12 protein-coding genes are annotated in these 16,673 nt (G+C 62.0%); 7 read left to right on the plus strand and 5 right to left on the minus strand.

Going from position 1 to position 16,673, the window contains the following annotated elements:
* Positions 1-119: 119 nt before the first annotated feature.
* Positions 120-3,500: a glycosyltransferase gene (locus ACK8OE_RS00005; RefSeq protein WP_410270871.1), complete on the minus strand. Its 3,381-nt coding sequence runs from the start codon at positions 3,498-3,500 to the stop codon at positions 120-122.
* A gap of 241 nt (positions 3,501-3,741) precedes the next feature.
* Between ACK8OE_RS00005 and ACK8OE_RS00010 the strand changes: the two genes are divergently transcribed.
* Positions 3,742-4,995, plus strand: coding sequence for a pectate lyase (locus ACK8OE_RS00010; protein ID WP_410270872.1), 1,254 nt, complete (start codon positions 3,742-3,744; stop codon positions 4,993-4,995).
* Between the two features lie 3 nt (positions 4,996-4,998).
* Here ACK8OE_RS00010 and ACK8OE_RS00015 read toward each other — a convergent pair whose 3' ends face one another.
* Entirely contained in the window at positions 4,999-5,919 is a 921-nt protein-coding gene (locus ACK8OE_RS00015; protein ID WP_410270873.1) for a ribokinase, read from the minus strand.
* Between the two features lie 180 nt (positions 5,920-6,099).
* Between ACK8OE_RS00015 and ACK8OE_RS00020 the strand changes: the two genes are divergently transcribed.
* From ACK8OE_RS00020 to ACK8OE_RS00045, 6 genes are all read left to right on the plus strand, one after another.
* Positions 6,100-7,053: a DUF2608 domain-containing protein gene (locus tag ACK8OE_RS00020; protein WP_410270874.1), complete on the plus strand. Its 954-nt coding sequence runs from the start codon at positions 6,100-6,102 to the stop codon at positions 7,051-7,053.
* 5 nt (positions 7,054-7,058) lie between these two features.
* On the plus strand, positions 7,059-8,036 hold the full coding sequence (locus ACK8OE_RS00025) for a nucleoside hydrolase (RefSeq protein ID WP_410270875.1): 978 nt from the start codon (positions 7,059-7,061) through the stop codon (positions 8,034-8,036).
* A 128-nt stretch (positions 8,037-8,164) separates the two neighbouring features.
* Positions 8,165-9,244, plus strand: a complete 1,080-nt coding sequence (gene rhaT, locus ACK8OE_RS00030; RefSeq protein ID WP_410270876.1) for an L-rhamnose/proton symporter RhaT — start codon at positions 8,165-8,167, stop codon at positions 9,242-9,244.
* Positions 9,245-9,630: 386 nt separating this feature from the next.
* Entirely contained in the window at positions 9,631-10,704 is a 1,074-nt protein-coding gene (locus ACK8OE_RS00035; protein WP_410270877.1) for an ABC transporter substrate-binding protein, read from the plus strand.
* Between the two features lie 172 nt (positions 10,705-10,876).
* Entirely contained in the window at positions 10,877-12,196 is a 1,320-nt protein-coding gene (locus tag ACK8OE_RS00040; RefSeq protein WP_410270878.1) for a M20 family metallopeptidase, read from the plus strand.
* A 187-nt stretch (positions 12,197-12,383) separates the two neighbouring features.
* Positions 12,384-13,448: a PLP-dependent cysteine synthase family protein gene (locus tag ACK8OE_RS00045; RefSeq protein ID WP_410270879.1), complete on the plus strand. Its 1,065-nt coding sequence runs from the start codon at positions 12,384-12,386 to the stop codon at positions 13,446-13,448.
* A 1-nt stretch (position 13,449) separates the two neighbouring features.
* On the opposite strand, the gene ACK8OE_RS00050 is transcribed toward ACK8OE_RS00045, so the two are convergent.
* From ACK8OE_RS00050 to ACK8OE_RS00060, 3 genes are all read right to left on the minus strand, one after another.
* Positions 13,450-14,367 (minus strand): intradiol ring-cleavage dioxygenase, encoded by a 918-nt coding sequence (locus tag ACK8OE_RS00050; protein ID WP_410270880.1) that lies wholly within the window; start codon positions 14,365-14,367, stop codon positions 13,450-13,452.
* A 217-nt stretch (positions 14,368-14,584) separates the two neighbouring features.
* Complete coding sequence (gene virB11, locus ACK8OE_RS00055) at positions 14,585-15,577, minus strand: P-type DNA transfer ATPase VirB11 (protein WP_410270881.1); 993 nt, start codon at positions 15,575-15,577, stop codon at positions 14,585-14,587.
* Complete coding sequence (locus ACK8OE_RS00060; RefSeq protein ID WP_290795802.1) at positions 15,574-16,671, minus strand: TrbI/VirB10 family protein; 1,098 nt, start codon at positions 16,669-16,671, stop codon at positions 15,574-15,576. Before ACK8OE_RS00060 ends, virB11 begins: the two co-directional genes overlap by 4 nt.
* Between the last annotated feature and the right edge of the window lie 2 nt (positions 16,672-16,673).

Below are 16,673 nucleotides of genomic sequence, written 5' to 3' on the forward strand. Positions count from 1 at the left end.
GAGCGCATTCCGAAAAGTGTGCAACGGTTTTGGCTTCGCCGAACTTCGTTTCGGAATCAAATGCGGGATAAAACAAAGCATGAGAGCGGAGTTTCGGTTCAACCTGAACGAAATCCGCTCTAAGGCTGCGGGGTTGACGCCGGGGTGACGCGCCCGCTGCGCTCCAGCTTGCCCCAGCCGACCGCCAGCCCGCGCCCGGCCGAGGCCAGCGCCTTCAGCACCACATAGTACATGATCTGACGATAGACGAAGCGTTGCGACAGCAGCCAGAAGACGGGGTAACGCTTTTCGCGTGGCTCCAGCATGTAGGCGATCCAGCCGCACAGGGCGTCGATGGCCACAAACACCGTCCAGTAGATCAGCATACGCTCCAGCGTGCCATCGGTCTGGTTCAGTCCGTGCTGACTGATCGTCCAGGCGGTGGCGGCAATATTGATCAGCAGGGCCAGATCAATCAGCGGGGAAATCACCGAAAAACCGATCTGGAAAATCCACGCCTGCGGCAGGCCGATACGCGCCAGCCCCTTGGGCTTGCCTTCTTTCAGAATACGGCGGTGCTTCCACAGGCATTGCAGCGTGCCGAAGGCCCAGCGGTAGCGTTGTTTGATGAGGGCGGCGAAACTTTCGGGCGCTTCGGTCCACGCCACGGCGTCCTGATCATAGGCCACGGCCCAGCCGCGGCGCTGAATGGCAATGGTCAGGTCCTGATCCTCAGCCAGCGTGTCGTGCGGATAGCCGCCGACCTCTTCGAGCGCCGAACGCCGCCACGCCCCAACCGCGCCCGGCACGACCATCATAGCGCCGAAGGTGGCCAGCGCCGAGCGTTCCAGATTCTGCGCCGTCACATACTCCACGCCTTGCCAGCGGGTGACGAAGTTAAAGCGGTTACCGACCTTGGCATTGCCTGCCACCGCGCCGATCTCAGGCCGGATGAACCAGCGCACCAGCCGCGCAATGGTTTCCGGTTCGAACTGCGTATCGGCATCGAGCGCGATGATGATTTCGCCTTTGGCTCTGGCGATACCGTTATTGACCGCGGTCGCCTTGCCGGCATTGGCCTGAGTGATCAGGGTGACCCGCGGTTCGTCCGCAAAGGCGCGCGCCACGATGGCGCTGGTCTCGTCTTTTGAGCCGTCATCGACCACGACGACTTCGATATCGACATCGACGCTGGTCAAAACGCGGCGCACCGAGGCTTCGATGACGCGGGCTTCGTTAAAGGCGGGGATGATGACGCTGACCTGCCGCGCATGGACAAAGTCGGCGATACGGCCGTCATCGGTTTCGGAAGGCGGGTCCATATGACCGCTATAGTCGGCCCAGATGGCCATAACGCTGAGGATGATGGCGCGCAAAACCCCCAGAACTATGGCGGCGATAAACAGCCATTGCAGGCCAATCGCCCCCCAAGCCAGCAGCATGAACACGCCGACATCGAAGCGCACGGCGGCCAGATCACTCCCCGACAGTGTCGGCATGGCCTGCGCCGCCGGCAGATCGGTCAGGCCGCTCACGGTCGTGAACTGATAGCCTTGCGCCTTCAGGGCCCGGATGATGTGCGGCAGGGCGTCAATCGTCTGCTGACGATCACCGCCGGAATCGTGCATCAGCACGATCTGACCTGAGCGGCAGTTGTTGACGTCTTCTTTGCAGGCCTCGGACGCGGCACTGGCGGCCCCGTCCGCGACGCCTTTCAGGACATTGTCGATGATGGCCTGCACGCCCGGCTTTTGCCAGTCTTCGGAATCGACGTGCAAACCGACGCTGGTATAGCCCATCTGCTGCCCCAGCAGGGCAGGGGCCAGTTCGTTTTCGGTCGTGGGTTCCGCATCCCCGAAATAAGGGGCGCGCAGCCAGCGCAGGGAGCGCCCCGTATAGGCTTCGACCACGCGCTGCGTCGAGTTCAGTTCCACCCTGGCCCATTCGGCGGGGATGTTGGCCATGTTGGGGTGGGTATAGGTGTGGTTGCCGAGTTCGTTGCCCTCAGCCAGCATGGTCTTCAGAAGGAAGGGGTGACCCAGCGCCTTTTCCCCAATCACGAAGAAGGTCGCGGGGACGTGTTCGGCCTTCAGGATTTGCAGCACCTTGGGCGTCCACTTCGGATCGGGACCATCGTCGAAGGTAAGGGCGATATAACCGGGTTTGAAACCGGTACGGCGCACCACATAGGGGGTGGGCAGGGTCTGATAGACCTGATTTTGTGCCATACGCTGGGCGTCAAACTGGACCGTGCGGCGCCCAAAGGTCGGGGTGGCGCTGATGCGCAGGATTTCGCCCGCCCCTTCGACATCTACATTGCCCGCGGGTTTCAGCGTCGTCAGATCAGGCGTGGTCTGGCCCTGAAAATGCGCAAAATCCTGCCAGATGCCAGGGTCTTCGGAGCCGAGATGCCACAGGGCGACGCCATAGGCATCGGTGGCGTGAACGGCCAGCAGTTGATTCCACGCGCTGACGGCATCGAGCATCCACACTTCGTGATTGACGCCGTTTTCCTGATAGGCAAAGCCGCTGTTGCCGGTCGCGCGGTCGAAGGCGACGGGGGCTTCGGAATCGTGGGCGATCAGCCAGGCATCGCCCACCGTCAGGACCGTGGTGCCGAATTTCGACCAGTCGTAGGCGTAGTTGCCGATACAGACGATGGCCTTATCCGCCGGGACGGCCTTCATGGCTGCCGCCAGACGCCCCTCGAACCAGTCTTGCGCGGCGATCGGGCCCGCCTTATCGACCATAGAATGCTGATCATAGACCATCAGGAACAGCTTGTCGGTGACCTGCGCAAAGGCGGACAGGTTCCAGTCCAGATCATCGACGGGTACGGTGGCGGTGACGGAATATCCCTTGGCCCCCAGACGCGCGCGGGCCTCTTTCAAAAAAGCGAGATAGGGTTTGAGGGCGGCAGGCTCCAGATTTTCAAAGTCGAAAACAACACCGCCTGATTTCTCCTGTCTTAGGGTGTCTTCGATCTGCGCCAGCAGTTGCGTCCGGGCGGCGACATTGGTCAGCAGGCGATGCGTGTTTTCGCGTTCAAAGCCTTTGAGCGAGGTGTTCTGCACCATGGTCAGCAGGACGGGCGGCTTTTTAGCGGCCGCCAGCACCTTATGAAAACGCACATCCGGCTGATAGTTAAAGGTGTTTTGCGGGCCAGAGACGCTGGCAAAGGCCCCGATCACCACGTCCATGTCGCTGGCGTGAGATTCAAAGGCCGTGCGGCTGCCGTCATCCCAAGGCACGTAAAAGCCGATGATTTTCTGCGGCGTATCCGCGTGACGGGTCAGGTTGCGAAAGCGATACGGATGGCGCGCATCGTGGGTCTGGAAGGTCCAGCGCGACGCATGTGAGACCTCCATATGCAGGTCGAGCTGACGCGGCACCGGCACAAACAGGATGGACAGGATCAGGCCCAGAAACAACAGGGTGGCCGCCGCCGCCAGCGCGATCACGCCCATCAGCGTGGCCTTGTTGCGCTTGCCTGACGGATCATAAAAGACCGGTGTTTTCATCTTAACGCACGCTTCAAAAAAAATGGGGTCGCGTTGCCCGAAAGGGGATACCGGCGCGGAATGCGCGCGCTTCGTGTCAAAATTGAGATAACTGCAATCGATTTTATAAACGCCGTTTGCGTTTTTGGAATCACCCACAGTTTGAGGCTGCCGCAGGCAACGGAAACCGATTACCCTGACCGTAGAATGTCGTGAACTCCGGCCAAAGACGGCGGGGAAAAAACGAAACAGGGAAAACATAATGCCATACCGTCTTCATCGCCGGGCGATTCTGAGCGGCCTCATCAGCGCCGCAGCCTCTCCCGTGCACGGCGCGCAAAGGCCTGCGCTGATCCGGGTGACGACTCTTGATCCCGAAGGCCCCGGATCATTGAAGGCGGCGCTTGACGCCAAAGGTCCGCGTCTTGTGGTGTTTGAAGTCGGCGGGGTGATTGACCTCAATAAAACCACTCTGGTCATCCGCGAGCCGTACCTCACCCTGGCCGGGGAAACCGCACCGTCACCGGGGATTACCCTGATCCGGGGCGGGATCAGCGTCCAGAGCCATCATGTGGTCATCCGGCACATCGCCGTGCGCCCCGGCACCGCCGGTATGCCGGAGCGCTCAGGCTTTGAGCCGGACGGCCTGTCCTGCACGGCGGCGCACGACGTCCTGATCGACCAGTGCAGCTTTACCTGGGCGGTGGATGAGGCCCTGTCGGCCTCAGGGCCGCGCTTTGAGGGGGCAACACCGGACGATTGGCGGCGCAACACGTCACACACTATTGTGTTCAGAAACAATCTGATCGGCGAAAGTCTTCATCACGCCAGCCACGCCAAAGGCCCGCATTCGATGGGCTCTTTGCTGCACGACAATGTGACGGGGGCGCTGCTGATGGGTAATCTCTATGCCCACAACAATGAGCGCCATCCGCTAATCAAGGGCGGGGCGCAGGCGGTCGTGGTCAACAATGTTTTCGTCAATCCGGGCTCGGCCTGCGCGCAATATACGCTGGTGGAGGACCAGTGGAAGGGACGAGACCCCATTGCCGGTAAGCTTCTGCTGCGCGGCAATGTGATGCGCGGGGGCGTCAATACGCGGCCCAATCTGGGTTTGCTGAAATTCGGCGGGGCCGGTGACCTCGATCTGCACGCCGCCGACAATATCGCCACCTATGCCGATGGCCGCCCGGCCCCGATGATCGCCTACTATCAGGCGCGGTCGGATGGCTATGAAGACACTGCCCCCTATCGCCCCAAGGCGTGGATTCGCGCCGTGCCCAGGGAAAGCCTGTGGCCGCAGGGCTTAACCTTACGGCCCGCCGCCGACATCGAAAGCCATGTCTATCGCCGCGTCGGCGCACGACCGTGGGCGCGCGATCCGATCGACGCCCGCATTATTGCGGAGGCGCAGGCGGGCAAGGGGCGCATTATCAACAGGGAAACCGACGTCGGTGGCTATCCGCAGCGCACCGCGACCCGTCGCGCGTTTCACGAGTCGTACCTTATAAAGTAGAGATCAGGCCCGGTCGCGCAGAAACGCCTCTACCTCCGCCGCCGTCGGGGCGGCATCGGCCGAGCGGCGCGTCACCGAAATAGCCGAGGCTGCCGAGGCGTAGCGCATGGCCGACACGTAGTCGTCGCCAAGGACCAGCCGTGCAGCCAGCGCGCCATTGAACACGTCACCGGCACCCACCGCATCCACCGCTTCAACCTTGAAGGCCGGCAGGCGGACCAGTTCACCGTCGATCAGACCGGCGCAGCCATTGGCCCCCAGCGTCGTAATGACGGTTTCCGCCCCATGCGCGCGCAGGGTCTGCATGGCACGGATCAGCGACTCATCATCCTGCCCGTCTATGCCGGTCAGTTTGGCCAGTTCCGTCTCATTGGGCGTCACCACCTCGCACAGGGGCAGGAGGTCAAAGACGCCGCTATCGACCGGGGCCGGGTTGAGAATGGTCTTCACGCCGTTCGCCGTGGCGATTTCCAGCGCGGCTTTCAGTGTATCGAGCGGCGTTTCAAGCTGCACGACCAGCGCCCCGGCCGAAGCGATCAGCGCCTCGACGGCTTCGGCATGGGCGGGTGTCAGGCGGGCATTGGCCGCTGAGGAAACGACGATCATGTTCTGACCATCGGGCGCGACAAGAATATTGGCCATGCCGGTGCCGACACCCTCCAGCACCACCACTGAGGCGTCATCCACGGCACGCTTTTTGAGGAAATCGCGCGCCATGCCGCCGAAATTGTCGTCGCCCACGGCGCCGACCATACGGGTGTTCACACCGGCGTGCGCCGCTGCCACCGCCTGATTGAGCCCCTTGCCGCCCATGGCCACCGCCGTATCGTGGCCCATGATCGTCTCATTGGGTTTGGGCAGGGCATCGACCCGGATAAAGAAGTCCACATTGATCGAGCCGAGGACGAGAATGGAGGCGCTCACGAAAATCCCTTTGGTTGACACCGGCAGCGAGGCAGGTAATTAAACGTTTCACAAATCGGTCTATAGACTATGTCTGTAGACAGTTGGCCTTGCGACAAACACGGCACTGATCTAAGCCTGATCCGCGCGTTTTGCCAAGTCAGGGCAGGGCGCTCCGGCTACTCATTTTCAGGAAATCCCATGCGTTTCCCAACTCTTGCGGCTGCGCTGGCCGCTTTGGCCCTCAGCAGCACCGCCTTTTCGGCGCAGGTCTTTGCGGCGGCTGAACATCCGCCCGTACCGGCAGAAGGCTTCTATACGACCTCTGACCTGCGTAGCGCTGCCGATCTGGCACTGGCCGATCAGGCCGCCAAAAAGCGCGTGCTGTTCGTGGTCGATATCGACGATACCATCCTGACCGTACCGCAGGATCTGGGGTCCGAGGCGTGGCTTTCGGAACGCATGGCGGCCATTAAGGCCCGCACCCCGGCAGGCCAGACGCCGGATTACGAGCCGATCTTTTACGAACAGGCCCTGTGGTATCAGGTGACGAACATGGTGCCGACTCAGGCCGATGGTCCGGCGGTGCTGGCCGGGCTTCAGGACGCCGGGATTCCCGTCTATGCCCTGACGGCGCGTGACCCGAACCTGCGCGGGCAGACCGAACGTGCCCTGTCGCGGGCGGGTTATGACCTGTCGAAGGCGCCCGATTGTGCCAAACCTCTGTGCACCCGGCGGGGGCGTTTGCGCGACAGCGAAATCCGCGCAGCCGGCGCGGCGCTGAAGGTCACGCTGAGCAATGCCGCCTATAAGGATGTGACGGTTCAGGACGGTGTCATGATGGTCGCCGGTCAGGACAAGGGCATTATGCTCCTGCTGCTGATGGGCAGCCTGGGTAGGTTCGATGCCGTCTATTTTGTCGATGATAGTCAGCGCAATATCGACAATATGGTGCGGGCGGCCAAGGTCACCAAAACCCCCCTCTATATCTATCGCTACACCGGCGTCCTGCCCAAGGTCGAGGCGCTGCATAAGGACAAGGCGCGCCTCAGCGCCGCTGATGCCGTGTCGGATGCGACCCGCACCGTCATGTGCCTTCAGGTGCAGTCCGACCTTTGCACCTATACCCACACGAGCGCAGACCCTTCGAAATGAGTAAGATGAAGATTATTTTCGACACCGATCCGGGCATAGACGACGCCATGGCGCTGGCCTATCTGGGGGCACAGCCGCAGGCCGAATTGCTGGCGCTGACGACCGTGTTTGGCAATGGCGGGGTGGAAATCACCACGCGCAACGCCCTCTATCTGACGCAGCGTTTCGGCATCAACGTGCCGGTCTATCGTGGGGCGCATACGCCGCTGGTCCTGCCGGCGCCGACGCCCGCGCCGCACGTGCATGGCTATGATGGTCTGGGCGACATCGGCGCTTTGGAGGGATTTAATGCCGACCCGCAGGCGACCTTTGCGCCGCAACGCATCGTCGAGCTGATCCGCGAATTTCCGGGCGAAGTGACGCTGCTGGCCGTCGGGCCACTGACCAATCTGGCGCTGGCGCTTGACCTTGATCCCGAAATCACCGGTCTGGTCAAGGAGGTGGTGATCATGGGCGGCGCCTTCGGCTGGGGCCCGCGTCGCGGCAATGTCTCGCCCGTGGCCGAAGCCAATATCATCAATGACCCGCACGCGGCGGACAAGGTCCTGACGGCCAACTGGCCTTTGCGTGCTGTGGGTCTGGATGTCACCACCCAATGTATCCTGTCCACCGCGGCGGCGCGTGAGCTGGGCCGCACGGCGGGTGAAACGGGGCAGTTCCTGTTCGACATCTCGCGCGGTTATGAAAAGCTCTATACGGAGCGCGACGGCTTTGCCGGCTGCGCCATGCACGATGTGGCCGCCGCCATCGCCGTGTTTGAACCGCACCTGTTCGGCTATGCGCGCGGCACGGTCCGCGCCGTGACGGACGGGATCGCCATCGGCCAGACCATTCTGAAAGAAGAAGGCCGCAGCTTCCCGCCGGGGCCCTGGGACGATCTGCCGGTGCAGGCCGTCTGCCGCGATGTGGATGTTGAGGGCGTATTGAGCGCCTATCATTCGGTGCTGAGCGCCCACTATGGCGGGTTGAAAACCGCAGTCTGATACCCAGGGTCGTTGCCAATGGCTCTGGGTCTGAGGACCCTTTGCGAAATTTTTAGAACGGCATTGCGTATATCGGGACATGAAGTTAGCATAAGCGGACAAAATCAATCATAAGGAAGCGTCCGCCTATGACTCCCAACCCGCTGATCGGCGTCTTTTTTCACTGGCTGGGCGGTCTCGCCTCGGCCTCCTTCTACGTGCCTTACAAGAAGATCCGACTGTGGTCGTGGGAGATATTCTGGCTGACCGGCGGCATTTTTTCGTGGCTGATCGCGCCGTGGATATTTGCCTATTTTCAGACGTCTGACCTGTTTGGCGTGCTGGGCGGGGCGTCCCCGACCACGTGGTTCTGGTGCGTCTTCTGGGGCCTGTTGTGGGGCTTTGGCGGCCTGACCTTCGGCCTGACCATGCGCTATCTGGGCCTGAGCCTCGGCATGGCGGTGGCGCTGGGCCTGACTACGGTGATCGGCACTTTGGGCGAACCCATCTTCACCGGCAAGATCATCGGTTTGATCCAGACGCTGAGCGGGCAGGTGACGCTGTTCGGTGTGCTGGTGGTGCTGGGTGGTATCGTGCTGGTGGCGCGCGCCGGGCATGCCAAGGAAAAGGAAGTCACCGAAGTCTCTGAAAGCCTGAAAGAGTTTAATCTCACCAAGGGCCTGCTCGTGGCGGTCTTTTGCGGCATCATGTCATCGTGCTTTGCCTTTGGTCTCGCCGCCGGGGCCCCTGTTCGCGAAGCCTCAGCCGCCGCCGGAACCGGGCCGCTGTGGGTCGGGCTGCCGGTTCTGTGCATGGTTTTGCTGGGCGGTTTGACCACAAATCTCGTCTGGTCCGGCTATCTGATCCTCAAGAATAAATCGGCCTCCGAATGGGTGGGCAAGCCGCGCGCCGCTGCCGAAGACAAGGGCAAGATTCCGCTGCTGGTCAACTATCTGCTGGCGGCGCTGGGCGGCACGCTGTGGTATTTCCAGTTCTTCTTCTACACCATGGGTGAAAGCCAGATGGGCGAATACGGCTTCTCGTCTTGGACGCTGCACATGGCCTCGATCATCCTGTTTTCGACCCTGTGGGGCTTCGCGCTGAAAGAATGGGCAGGAACTTCGGCCAAAACCAAGGCGCTGGTCTGGGGTGGCATCGCGCTGCTGGTCAGCTCGACCGTGATCATCGGCATCGGCAATATGCTGGCCGGGCAGGCGGCCGGACACTGAGTCAAAGCGGAATGACTTTCGATGGAGTCGTTCCGCTTCAGAAACCACAGATTACACAGATCACACAGATTTTCCGTGTTTGTGTCCCCAGCACAGGCGCGTATCGCCTTTCTGTGAAATCTGTGAAATCTGTGAAATCTGTGTGATCTGTGTGATCTGTGGTTTAAACAAAACACTCAAAAATTAAAATCAATCCAGTTGGTGATGAGGATGCGTTTAAGTCTTCATCACCTTTTCTGATTTGTCGATTGAGAAATTATCACACTTAAAACGCGAAAACGGTTTGGACAAAATAAAATCGTTAGAGTAGGAATAAAGGGCGCTTCTGGCGTATCCTGCCTCCCGCGGTGCAGTCTCCCTGTACCCCTCAACGAAGGTGACTTCCCATGTCCGTCAGGCCGTCTGCCTCGCCGACCGTTTCGCCTTCGGCATCGTCACAGATGCCGTCGCAACTGGTGTGGTATGCGCGTTGCCCGACCCTGACGGCCATGGGTCTTTTGGCGCATCGCGGCGTGTTGCAGCGGGAATTTCGACGCGATCCGGTCAATTTCGTCTCGGTGCGCGAAACCTCTCTGCCGTCGGTGCGGCAGGGCTATCTCGATCATTCTCTGGCCAATCTGGTGCGCGAAGGCGATGCGGCCACCGCCCTGTGGTCCTATGGCCTGAATGAGCGTTCGCGGCTTCTGGCTATCGGGCACACCTGGCATACGGTGCTGGTTGTGGCGCCCGCGCGGTCATCCCTCAGCGACCTTGCCCACCTCAAAGGGCGCACGCTGGCCCTGCCGCGCGAAGCGGGCAGCTTTTCGCCGGCGCGGGTGCGTTCACTGCGCGCCTGGGAAAGTATTCTGGACGTCAGCGGTCTGAAACCGGCCGACGTGACCTTCTTCAATATTGTCGCCGGGCACCCGTCCACGCCCTTTGGCGACATCGCCCGGCGTGAAATAGAGGCGGTTATGAGCGGTCAGGCCGATGCCGGTCTGCTGTTCGGGGCCAAGGGGATCGAGCTGGCGCGCACGGCGGGCCTGAAAATCGTCCATGCGTTTGAGGCGGCGGATATCCGCAGCGATGCCCGCCTCAAAGGGCTGGTCGAACTGCGCACCCTGACCATCGACTATCCGTTTCTGGAGGCCAATGAGGCGATCGTGTCGCGTCTGGTGCAGGCTCTGGGCGGGGCCGCTGACTGGGCGCGCAGCTTCCCGAAACAAGCCCTGTCGCACATTGCCGAAGAGGGTAAGGTCGAGGCCGACGACGCGGTGCGCGCCTATGGTGACTTTATTCCCGAAAGCACCGCGCTGGGGGCCGAAGACGCGCGGCTGGCGGACATAAAAGGCCTGCTCGACTGGCTGAAACCGCGTCAGGCGGTGCCGGAGACGCTGGACCTAAGCGACTGGAGCCGTACCGATCTCCTGACCGCCAAAGAGGCGTCTCACAGGATCAAAAGCTTGAACGCCGTCGCCTGATCTATCCCCTTTATCAGCGATGGCTTCGGGGTGACGCGGTGTTGATCTGACACCACCGCGTCGCCGAAAAAGGCCCGGGAGTGGTGCCCCGGGCCTTTTTCTCGTCTGCACCTGCCCTTGACAAGGCGCACGGCGCACCGCCTAGTTTATCTGTTGTTCTGAGGGGATGTCCATGCGCCGACTGTTGCCCGTACTGACCGTTGCCCTGATGGGGTTATCTATGCCCGCTATGGCCGAGCCGGACTATGTTGCCGCCATCCGCGCCGACTATCAGAAGGACCTCGGGGCTATGTGGGACTGGTTCCACCGTAACCCCGAACTGTCCATGCTGGAGAGCAAGACCGCCGCGCGCATGGCTAAGGAATTGCGTGCTACCGGGGCTGAGGTAACGGAAAAGGTCGGGGGCACGGGCGTGGTGGCGGTGATCCGCAATGGTCCCGGCCCGGTCGTCATGCTGCGCGCCGATATGGACGGCCTGCCGGTCAAGGAGGCCTCCGGCCTTGCCAACGCTTCGACGGCGAAGCAGGTCGGCATGGACGGCGTTGAATATCCCGTCATGCACGCCTGCGGTCACGACACGCACATCACGGCCATGGTCGCCACGGTACGTCAGCTTCAGCGGCTCAAGTCGCAATGGAAGGGTACGGTCGTGGTGGTCATCCAGCCGGGTGAGGAACGCGTCATGGGGGCCAAGGCCATGCTGAAGGATGGGCTCTATACCCGCTTCCCCAAGCCCGACTATGCGCTGGCCTTCCACGTCAATTCGCAAATGCCGACGGGCAAGGTGTCGGCGTCTGAAAACATCCAGTATTCCTCGTCTGACTCCATCGACATCCACGTGCATGGCGTCGGCGCGCACGGGGCGTCGCCGCATCTGGGCAAGGACCCGGTCTATATCGGCAGCCAGATCGTTATCGCCCTGCAAGGGCTGATCAGCCGCGAACGCCCGCCGCTGAGCCCCGGCGTCATCACGGTCGGGGCCTTCCACGCGGGCAGCAAGCACAACATCATTTCCGATGCGGCTGAGCTTCAGGTAACGGTGCGCGCCAATGATGAGGTGACGCGCGCGCAACTGGTGGATGGCGTCAAGCGCGTGGCGGTCTATATGGGCCGCGTTAACGGCCTGCCCGACGACAAGCTGCCGGAGGTCAATGTCGTCGAAGGCACGCCGACCACCATCAATGACCCGGCACTGGCGCGCCGTCTGAACGGAGCGATTGCCGCGGCTCTGGGGCCAGATACGGTCGTGCCGTTCCAGCAGATGGGCATGGGGGCAGAGGACTTCGCCTATTTCGTTCAGCCAGACCTCAAGGTGCCGGGCTATTATTTTGCGGTCGGCGGCACGCCTCAGGCGGCGTTCGATGCGGCGAAAGCTGGCGGCCCGGCGGTGGCTTCGCACCACTCGGCCCTGTTCAAGATCGACCCGGAAGCGACCATTGTCACCGGGGCATCGGCTATGACGGCGGCGGCACTGGACCTGCTCAAGCCGTAATACCAAGGGTCATTGAAAATGACTCTTGGTATTTCATTCGAGACTGTCTCATGTCACTGACACATATGAGACAGTCTCGTGTCTTCAACGGCCGGAGGCGGTCAGCCTCTTCGGCCGTTGGTATAAGGCAGGTGGCTCTTGACTCCTCACCCCGCACGCGCTTTGTGCCGGTTTCAGGAGTAACGGGATGAGCAGGATGACACAGGTGCCGCGCGACTGGCTGATCGAGGCGGTGCGCCGCATCGAGGCGGATTTCAACCGTTCCTCCGACACGCACCTGATCCATCATGAGGTGGCGGCGTTTCCGGGGGTGCACCTCTATTTCAAGGACGAATCCTCGCACCCGACCGGCAGCCTGAAACACCGGCTGGCGCGCTCGCTGATCCTCTATGCCCTGTGCAATGAGTGGATCGGGCCGCAGACCACACTGATCGAGTCGTCATCGGGTTCGACCGCTGTCTCCGAGGCCTATTTCGCGCGCCTGCTGGGGCTGCGTTTTATCGCCGTGGTGCCGAAGTCGGTGGCGCAGGCCAAGATCGACGCCATCCGCTTTCAGGGCGGCGAGGTGCACGGCGTCGATGACCCCAATGCCGTCTATGCCGAGGCGCAGCGGCTGGCCGATGAAACCGGCGGCCACTATCTCGATCAGTTCACCTATGCTGAACGGGCCACGGACTGGCGCGGCAATAACAATATCGCCGAAAGCCTGTTCAGCCAGATGACCGCCGAACCCTTTCCGGTGCCGAGCTGGCTGGTGACCGGGGCCGGGACGGGCGGCACCTCGGCGACCCTGGGGCGCTATATCCGCTATCGCCGCCTGCCGACGCGGTTGTGTGTGGCCGACCCCGAAGGCTCGGTCTTCCATCGCCACTATTATGACCGCAGCGTCCAGATGATCGACCGTTGCGGTTCCTGCATCGAAGGGATCGGCCGCCCGCGCGTCGAGCCAAGCTTTATCCCGTCGCTGATCGACCGCATGGAGGTGGTGACAGACGCCCAGTCAATCGCCGCCGTGCGTCGGTTGTCGGAGCGTCTGGGGCGGCGCGTCGGTGGCTCGACCGGTACCAATCTCTGGGCTTGTGTGCGTCTGATGCAGGAAATGGCGCAAAAGGGCGAGACGGGCTCCATCGTCACCATTCTCTGCGATGGCGGTGAGCGCTACGCCGACACCTATTATAATGATGCGTGGCTGTCGGCGCGCGCCATAGACTGGCGCACGCCCTATGCCGAACTGAAAGCCATCCTTCAGTAGATCAGATTGTGATACCCAGTGTGACCGTTCCGGTATAGCCGTTTGTGGTGTCGCCGGTCAGGGCAATGGTCTGAGCCGCCAGTTGTGCGGCCGTGTTGTCGGAGAAGACATTGTCGGTTGAAAACGAAATGGCCGCCAGATTGCTGATCGAGGCGCTGTAACCGGCCACGCTGTTATAGACCGTCGAGCAGACGGTGCGGTCCAGCGCGAACTGGCTGGTCTTGATTTTGTTGGCATAGGAAGTGGCCGACGCCAGACTGGGGTAAACCTCGACGTGGATGTGCGGCATACGGCCGGAGTAACAGCCGGGAAAAATGGTCGTAAACGTCACCTGACCATTGGCGTCCGTGACCTGAATGCCGCGCAGATAGTTCTGGGTTGTCGCACCCGACGAATAGAGCGAATAGAGCCCGTCGCGAGTGCAATGCCAGATATAGATGACATAGCCAGACAGGGCTGCGCAACCCAGACCGGAATTGACCAGCGTAAGGGTCAGTTTGAGCGGCAGACCCGGCGCGGTGCCAGAGGCTGACCCCACCGACGTGCGGATGTCGGAGCGGTTGATCCCGGAAAGGGCCAAGGCGTTGATGACGCTGCCCGACACGGTATTTGAACCGTCGCCCGGATAGGGGCCTTCGGTTTCGGTGGGGAAGGTCGTGCAGGTGCCGCTGGATGAACCGCTGCTCGATGCACTACTGCTGGAAGATGACGCACTGGAAGACGATGCGGAACTGCTGCTCACGCTTGTGGAGGTTGAGCCACCGTCGCCACCCCCGCCGCACGCCGCCACAGAACTGGCCCCGAAGGCAAAGGTTCCCAACATACCCAGCGTTCGGCGACGGGAGACAAACTGGATAAGGTCCTGAAGGCTGCCCTCGTCCTTATGATGGGGCGCTTCGGGGCGGTCGGAATGTGTCATGCTGTTCCACTTACATTGATGAAGACTGACCTCATCAGTGACGGTGGATTACGGCGAATCTTGATATCTGAATATTTCCGGACGGTTACACAGACGCCAGATCATTATGATTTCTGGTAGAAACATAATGAACTGGATTTTTGTTTAGCCCCTCGCCGGGCGATGGCTGCGCCACCTTGGCCGCCGCCTCAATGGCGGCTTGAGCGGAATGATTCCACTAGAAATCATTCCGCTCTAGGTGCGCGCGCGGCAGCATGATATCGGCAATACCTCGCTCGCCGCCCGCCTTGGACAACTGCACGACAACGTCGATCAGGCCGGACGCATAGGCGATGGTTTCGGGACGGGACAGGGCCATGCCGGTCTGCATCACCATCAGAGCGATCTGTTCCAGCGCGCCCTGCGGCGTGTTGGCGTGCACCGTGGTGAAGGAGCCGGGGTGGCCGGTATTGATGGCGCGCAGGAAGGTCACGGCTTCGGCACCGCGGATTTCGCCGACGATGATACGGTCCGGGCGCAGGCGCAACGACGCCTGCAACAGGTCGTTGACCGTCACCTTGGCTTCGCCCAGTTCGCCCTTGACCGCCACAAGGCCCAGCGCGTTCGGTTGATGCACGGCGATTTCCGGCGTGTCCTCGACCAGAATGACGCGCTCCTCATTGGGCACAGCGCTCAAGAGCGCGTTGAGGAAGGTCGTCTTGCCCGAAGAGGTGCCACCCGAAATCAGGATGGTCTTGCGCTCGGTCACCGCCTGTTTGAGGAAGGCGACCGGATTGGCACGGGCGGCGCGCTGTTCGTCGGCCGGATTGCCATAGGCCGGGGCGCGGATAGGCCCGCGATCATAGGCTTCCAGCGGCCGGTTGACCATCAGGTGGCGGCGGATGGCGATGGCCCAGTGGCGGCGCGTCGCGGGTGGACCAACGATCTGTACGCGCTCACCCGACGGCAGGGTGGCCGCCAGCATGGGGTTTTCGCGGTTGATACCCTGATGGCTGATGCGCGCGATCTGCGCCGCCAGCCGGTTGAGCAGGCCGTCATCGATGTCGGGCGCGTCGAAGCGCTGCATATGCGGCTGACCGCTGATTTCGACCCACACTTCACCGGGGCGATTGACCATGACCTCGGTCACTTCGGCGCGGTCGAGCCACTGCCGGAAGGGGGCCAGATAGGCCTTCAGATAGACGCCTTCGGTCGGTAGGACTTCGGTCATAGCGAAAAGTCGAGATCGCGGGAAACGAAGACCTGAATCGGCGTGCCCTGCGCCACGCGCACGGTCGGCCCGATCTTGGAATCCGCCTGAAGCGCGGCGGTGGCGGCGTTATTGGCCCCCTGCGCCGTGCCGATGACGATGGTGTTGCGGTCGCCACTGCTCGACGAGTTGGCAAGGCCACCGATGATCGACAGCAGCATGGCCGAGCCGAAGCGCTTGAAGAAGTGCGTATCGACATCACCCGTCTGACCCGCCTGACCGAGATTATCGGTCGAAGGGTCGGTCAGGACGATGGCCGTGCCGTCCGGTCGGATCAGGCGCGTCCAGGTGATGAACAGGCGGTTTTGCCCGCTTTGCAGACCTGACCGGTAAGACCCGATCAGACGCGAGCCGCGCGGGATCAGGACGCGCGAGCCGTCAAAGCTGCGCACATCACGCGACACCAGTGCGCGCGTATAGCCGGGCAGGTCAGAATTGAGCGCCGTTTCCAGCACCGCCGGGATCAGGGTCCCTTGCGACACGGTGCGCGACGGCGTGGTGATGCGCGTGGCGCGCACCTGACGTGTCGGGTCAAGGCTGGTCAGGGCGGCCACCGAATTGCCATCCATCACATTGCCTTCGGCCTTTTGTGCCGGGGCAGCGGCTTGAGCGGCATTGGCCGCCGGATCGGGGTCGGGGGCCGAAACGTCGTAGATCAGAGCATTGGCGCGGGCATTATTGGCGTCGGCCACAGGGGCGGCTCCGCCCGCCTGAGGCGGTTGCGGCTGGGCTACGGGTGGGCCTTCGGGCAGGGCCACGGGCGGCAGTTCGACCACCGTGCCGTTCTGACCCGACGGCTGCGGCGCGGGTTGCGCCGGTTGCGCCTGCGGCGGCCGGGTTTGCGCCGCCTGACGGTTGTTGTTCATGAACACCAGAGTGAGCGCCCCCAGAAACACGGCACCCATGATGCCACCGGCCAGCACCAGACTGTCTTTCAGGGTCGATTTCGAGGCCACCTGCGGCAGGGCATTGACCGAGGCAACGCCAAGGTCGGAACGGTCGAGGGTTTTGCGCGGATCGCTTTGCGGATCATGGGAGGGGAGACGGGTCTTCATAC

Origin of the sequence: Asticcacaulis sp. W401b (assembly GCF_046503825.1) — a bacterium.
GTDB lineage: Bacteria > Pseudomonadota > Alphaproteobacteria > Caulobacterales > Caulobacteraceae > Asticcacaulis.

What these genes read in the sequence shown, in the direction of transcription:
- ACK8OE_RS00050 (WP_410270880.1), bottom strand. Translation starts at nt 14,367, where the DNA reads ATGACACATTCCGACCGCCCCGAAGCGCCCCATCATAAGGACGAGGGC.
- ACK8OE_RS00060 (WP_290795802.1), bottom strand. Translation starts at nt 16,671, where the DNA reads ATGAAGACCCGTCTCCCCTCCCATGATCCGCAAAGCGATCCGCGCAAA.
- ACK8OE_RS00020 (WP_410270874.1), top strand. Translation starts at nt 6,100, where the DNA reads ATGCGTTTCCCAACTCTTGCGGCTGCGCTGGCCGCTTTGGCCCTCAGC.
- ACK8OE_RS00035 (WP_410270877.1), top strand. Translation starts at nt 9,631, where the DNA reads ATGTCCGTCAGGCCGTCTGCCTCGCCGACCGTTTCGCCTTCGGCATCG.
- rhaT (WP_410270876.1), top strand. Translation starts at nt 8,165, where the DNA reads ATGACTCCCAACCCGCTGATCGGCGTCTTTTTTCACTGGCTGGGCGGT.
- ACK8OE_RS00010 (WP_410270872.1), top strand. Translation starts at nt 3,742, where the DNA reads ATGCCATACCGTCTTCATCGCCGGGCGATTCTGAGCGGCCTCATCAGC.
- virB11 (WP_410270881.1), bottom strand. Translation starts at nt 15,577, where the DNA reads ATGACCGAAGTCCTACCGACCGAAGGCGTCTATCTGAAGGCCTATCTG.
- ACK8OE_RS00025 (WP_410270875.1), top strand. Translation starts at nt 7,059, where the DNA reads ATGAAGATTATTTTCGACACCGATCCGGGCATAGACGACGCCATGGCG.
- ACK8OE_RS00005 (WP_410270871.1), bottom strand. Translation starts at nt 3,500, where the DNA reads ATGAAAACACCGGTCTTTTATGATCCGTCAGGCAAGCGCAACAAGGCC.
- ACK8OE_RS00040 (WP_410270878.1), top strand. Translation starts at nt 10,877, where the DNA reads ATGCGCCGACTGTTGCCCGTACTGACCGTTGCCCTGATGGGGTTATCT.
- ACK8OE_RS00045 (WP_410270879.1), top strand. Translation starts at nt 12,384, where the DNA reads ATGAGCAGGATGACACAGGTGCCGCGCGACTGGCTGATCGAGGCGGTG.